The sequence below is a fragment of the Acidovorax sp. HMWF029 genome (genome assembly GCF_003060895.1).
GTDB lineage: Bacteria > Pseudomonadota > Gammaproteobacteria > Burkholderiales > Burkholderiaceae_C > Acidovorax.
Genome location: NZ_QAIH01000152.1, coordinates 5790 through 10713, shown reverse-complemented (window position 1 = coordinate 10713; position 4924 = coordinate 5790). Strand labels below are relative to the sequence as shown.

Annotated in this window: 6 protein-coding genes; 2 read left to right on the top strand and 4 right to left on the bottom strand. The window is 64.8% G+C overall.

Translation table 11 applies throughout. From position 1 onward, the window contains the following. From DBR12_RS10545 to DBR12_RS10535, 3 genes are all read right to left on the bottom strand, one after another. The coding region (locus DBR12_RS10545; RefSeq protein WP_146185511.1) for a DUF2145 domain-containing protein at positions 1-561 on the bottom strand (561 nt) is incomplete at its 3' end. 137 nt (positions 562-698) lie between these two features. Beyond that, complete coding sequence (locus DBR12_RS10540; protein ID WP_108617199.1) at positions 699-1184, bottom strand: hypothetical protein; 486 nt, start codon at positions 1182-1184, stop codon at positions 699-701. 119 nt (positions 1185-1303) lie between these two features. Continuing rightward, positions 1304-1792 carry a YiaA/YiaB family inner membrane protein gene (locus DBR12_RS10535; RefSeq protein WP_108617198.1) on the bottom strand — a complete coding sequence of 163 codons (489 nt, stop codon included), beginning with the start codon at positions 1790-1792 and terminating at the stop codon, positions 1304-1306. Between the two features lie 293 nt (positions 1793-2085). Between DBR12_RS10535 and DBR12_RS10530 the strand changes: the two genes are divergently transcribed. Both DBR12_RS10530 and DBR12_RS10525 read left to right on the top strand, forming a co-directional pair. Then, a complete protein-coding gene (locus DBR12_RS10530; RefSeq protein ID WP_108617197.1) occupies positions 2086-3267 on the top strand; it encodes a trans-acting enoyl reductase family protein in 1182 nt (393 codons plus the stop codon). Positions 3268-3359: 92 nt separating this feature from the next. Next, positions 3360-4274 carry an EamA family transporter gene (locus DBR12_RS10525; protein WP_108617201.1) on the top strand — a complete coding sequence of 305 codons (915 nt, stop codon included), beginning with the start codon at positions 3360-3362 and terminating at the stop codon, positions 4272-4274. 15 nt (positions 4275-4289) lie between these two features. Here the strand turns inward: DBR12_RS10525 and DBR12_RS10520 are convergent, their stop codons facing one another. Further along, positions 4290-4805, bottom strand: coding sequence for an Lrp/AsnC family transcriptional regulator (locus tag DBR12_RS10520; RefSeq protein ID WP_108617196.1), 516 nt, complete (start codon positions 4803-4805; stop codon positions 4290-4292). Between the last annotated feature and the right edge of the window lie 119 nt (positions 4806-4924).

Below are 4924 nucleotides of genomic sequence, written 5' to 3'. Positions count from 1 at the left end.
GGTGGGCTCCATCGCCATCGCCAGGGTCTCCAGCGCCCACTGGTTGGACTGCTGGTATTTGCGGCCCCACGCGTAGCTGACCATGCTGTACGGCGGGTGCTGCAGCGCCTTGGTGCGGCCCTTGTCCTGCAGCACGGCCAGCAGGCGCTGCTGCACCTCGGGCGTGGGCACGGCGTACACCGCCTCGTAGCGCCACAGGTCGTCCAGGAAGAACTCGCCCAAGCCCTGGCGGTACAGGTGCCCCACCGCCGTGCCACATTCGTTGAGCTTGTGCGCCACGCGCCAAGGCCCTTCGGGAGTCTTGTAGGCCCAGCCCATGTGCGAATAGCGCAGACCGTACTTGGAGAGGTCCTGCCCTGCGCGAGCCAGCGCCACCACCTGGGCGCCCGACTTCGCATGCTCGGCATCGAGCGCGGCCGAGGTCTGCTCAGCCAGCTTCATGCCGCGCTCGATCACCTGCGGCGGTACGGGCTTGCGGGATTCGCAAGAACGTCCAGCGTGGGCAGGAACGGTTGCCACGATCGTGACAACAGCAGTCAGTACCGCGAGCCCATGGCCCATGAAACTGGCGCGACCACAGCGAGGGATGCCAAGCAAGGGCCGCCCCGCAGTGAGGGCATCGTCCCCCTTCCCGTAGCGCGCAGCGCGTAGAGAGAAAGGGGAAGCCGCGTAGCGGATCAGGGGGTTGTACTTCATATTCACAGGCGCTCGTTGTGCAGCAAAGCGCGCCCGATGGCGTTGGGCACAAAGGCAATCGCCTCGCCCGCTGCGGAGAGGATCACACCCGTGCCGATCACGCTGCAGGTCACCACCGTGCCCACTGCATAGGCCGAGCCCGCCACACCGCGGCCCACCACCTCCACGCTCACCTGGGCGCCGTCCGAGGCACGCTCCAGCAGGTACACCGTGCCCACGGCCGAGGCTTCGACGGCCTTCACCGTCAGCACCGCGCCGCCCACCGACAACGCGGCTGGCACGGTCACCACCGCACCTGCGGCGGCCGAGGCCACCGACGCCGTGCCCACCACCGAAGCCACGGGCAGCAGCGACAGCGCGGCAGAAGCCTCGCTCTGCGCCCGGGCCGGAGCAGCGACCACCAGCGCGGCACACACCACACCAGCCACCAGCAAGGCGCGGGACAGTCGGGTTGGGCCCCGCGAAGAAAACACCGTGTTCATCATCATTCACTCCTCAAATTGCGGCCCCACCACGCACCCAGGGTGCGGGAGAAACCGGGTCGAAAACCGGAAAGAAAATTTGCCGGTACGGGCGGCGATGCACCGCCTGCGTACACCGGATGCGATCAGTTCGCGCTGTGGTTCTGGGCGGCCGCCTGGGCAGCTTCGCGTCGGCCCTGCAGGCGGGCTTCCATCAGATCAGCCTCGTGGCGGTCACGCAGCATCTTGGCCAGCGTGAAGGCGGTGGTGATCAGGTACAGCCAGCTCACGCCCAGAAACGCCTTGTAGGTCACATTGATGTCCATGCTCAGCAAGCCCCAGCCCGTCAGGCCCATGGCCACCGCAAAGCCGCCCCACACCACCAGCTTCCACAGGGGGGTGTCACCACCGCCACGGCGCGAAGCGCTTTCGTTGTCCCGCACAAACTTGGCCAGCACAAACGCGGCCGAGAGGCAGAACACATAGCCCATCACCATGAACGCTTGCTCCAGCTGCTCGCCCGGCAGCCAGGCCAGGCCCACGGCGCACAGAAAAACCGCGATGCCGAACGAGACCCACACCTGCAGCTGCCAAGCCTTGGTGTCACGCTGAACAACGATGGGAGAAGAAGACATTGCGGTGGTGCCCCAGAGGGCGTTGGTTGAACACGGAGCGAATGGTGCCCAGACGTAACTTGCGTGTCTGCATTGAACCGTAACAGTGGCTACCTACAGCCTTATCGGTATCGCCTGGCGGTACTTTTTCTCCAACATTCCTCAAAAAGCCGTTGTTTTAGCCCTACGGCGGAGCGTCCATGCACCTGCGCGACACAGGCAGCAGCCCCTGCCAAAGACAATGGCAGCACCCAGCGTGGCAGCGCCGAATGCCATGCGAGCCCGCTTGCTTTTGATGTACGGAGACCCACCCCATGACCAAACCCTTTGACCTCGTAGTGCACGGCGCCACCGGCTTCACCGGCCGCCTGGTGATCGAATACCTGCTCCAGCGCTATCCCGCTGGCAGCGGCCTGCGCTGGGCCATGGGGGGACGCAATGCCGACAAACTCGCCGCCGTGCGCGACGAAGTGGGCGCCCCGGCCGACACCCCGCTGGTCGTGACCGACACCAGCAACCCCGCCAGCCTGCAGGCGCTGATGGACGCCACGCGCCTGGTGCTGACTACGGTGGGCCCCTACCAGCTGTATGGCAACGAACTGGTGGCCGCCTGCGCCAAAGCCGGTGTGGACTACGTGGACCTGTGCGGCGAGCCTGCCTGGATGCGCCAGATGATCGACGCGCACGAAGCTGCAGCCAAGGCCAGCGGCGCGCGCATCGTGTTCTCGTGCGGGTTCGACTCGATCCCGTTCGACCTGGGCGTGTTCCTGCTGCAAAAGGAATTTGCCCAGCGCTTCGGCCACGCAGCCCCCCGCGTACGCGGCCGGGTGCGCAAGATGAAGGGCACCTTCTCGGGCGGCACTGCGGCCAGCCTGAAGGCCACCATGGCCGCAGCCGCCACCCAGCCTGGTGTGCTGGACCTGCTCAAGAATCCGTTCTCGCTCACCCCCGGTTTTGAAGGGCCGCGCCAACCCTCGGGCAACAAACCCATGGTGGACGAGGCGCTAGGCGATGGCGTGTGGGTGGCGCCGTTCGTGATGGCCGCCATCAACACGCGCAATGTGCACCGCTCCAACTTCTTGCTGCAGCACGCCTACGGCGCCGACTTTGTGTACGACGAAATGCTGATCACCGGCCCTGGCGAAAAGGGCGAGGCCATCGCCAACGCGGTGGCGGGCGACAAGTCGCTGGGCTCGGACAAGGGTCCCAAGCCGGGCGAAGGCCCATCGCGCGAGGAACGTGAGAACGGCTTTTACGACGTGCTTTTCCTGGGCTCCGACGATGCGGGCAACACCCTGCGCGTGGGCGTGAAGGGCGACCGCGATCCGGGCTACGGCTCCACCTCCAAGATGATCACCGAGGCAGCCGTGTGCCTGCTGCAGGACGCGACAGACACGCCCGGCGGCATCTGGACCACGGCCCCAGCCCTGGGCGACAAGCTGATTGCGCGGCTGCAGGCGAACGCAGGGCTGGGCTTCGCAGTCGAATCGGCGTAACACGCCGGGCTCAGCCTGGTTTGTCTGTTTTTGCACCAGTGCGGTCCTGAAACGCACGGCCTCCAGCCCGGCGGTCCCGCAGAATGCAGGGCATGAACACTGCTCTGCGCACCCGTGACCTGGCCCTGGCCCTGCTTGTGATCGTCGTGTGGGGGCTGAACTTTGCGGTGATCAAAGTCGGTGTGGCCGATGTGCCGCCCATGCTTCTGGGCGCGCTGCGCTACCTGCTGGCAGCGTTTCCGGCGTTGCTGTTCGTCAAGCCGCCCAAGGTGCCGCTCAAGCTGTACCTGCTGTACGGCATGACCATGGCTGTGGGGCAGTTTGCGCTGCTGTTCACCGCCATCCACATTGGCATGCCCTCAGGGCTGGCATCGCTGGTGTTGCAGTCGCAGTCATTCTTTACGCTGCTGCTGGCAGTGGTGTGGTTGCGCGAGACCTGGCAAGGCAATCAGGTTGCAGGGCTCGCCCTGGCGGGCATGGGGCTCGTGCTGATTGGCAGCGCGCATGGAGCATCCATGCCGCTGGCGGGTTTTGCACTGACCGTGGCCGCAGCGGCTCTGTGGGGCTGCGGCAATATCGTCACGCGTGCCGTGGGGCGCTATGGGCCGATGAACCAGTTTGCCTTCATCGTGTGGTCCAGCCTGGTGGCACCCCTGCCGTTTGTGGCCCTGGCGCTGGTGATGGATGGCCCCAGCGCCGTGCTGTCCGCCGTGCAGCACCTGTCGCTGAAATCCATGGCTGCCGTGGCCTACATCGCCTGGATATCAACACTGCTGGGCTTTGGCCTGTGGACCTACCTCATGTCACGCTACCCCGTGAACCGCGTGGCTCCTTTCACCCTGCTGGTGCCCGTGGTGGGGCTGACCACGGGCTGGGTGGTGTTTGGCGAGCAGTTGCTGCCCGTGCACTTTGCGGGCGCCGGGCTCTTGATGGCAGGCCTGGTGGTCAACGTGTTTGGTGGCCCGGCCTGGGCGGCCATGATGGGCCGGCTGCGCGGGGCACAGTAAAAAGATGTCGGTGAGCTACACCACCAGCGGCAACTCGGTGGTCGAGAGCACGTTGCGCAGCACCATGAACGAACGCACCTGCCGCACGCCCGGTAGGTAGAGCAGCTGCTCGGCGCGCAGGCGGTTGAAGCTGTCGTTGTCGCGCGTGCGCACCAGCATGAAATAGTCGAACTCGCCGGTGACCACATGGCATTCCATGCAGCCCGACACTTTGGCTGCCGCCTTTTCAAATTCAGCAAAGGACTCGGGCGTGGAGCGGTCCAGCACCACGCCAATCATCACCAGCATGCCCGCGCCCACGGCCTGTGGGTTGAGTAGCGCCACCACCTTGTCGATGAGCCCCAGGCGCTTGAGACGCTCCACCCGGCGCAGGCAGGCGGGTGGGCTCAGATGCACCTTCTCGGCCAGCGCGACGTTGGAGAGTGACGCATCACGCTGCAGCTGGCGCAGGATGGCTTTGTCGGTGCGATCCAGCTCGGCCGAGACATCGGCCTGCGGCACATTCTTGACACGAACTTTTGTTGCGCACATAGATTATTCAGAGAAATATTTATCACTCAAATTCTCTTTCATAAACATGAAACGCTGAAATTTGAACAAATTTTGCAACCACGTGATGCGCGCATTTTTCTACGATGAAGGCACTGCAA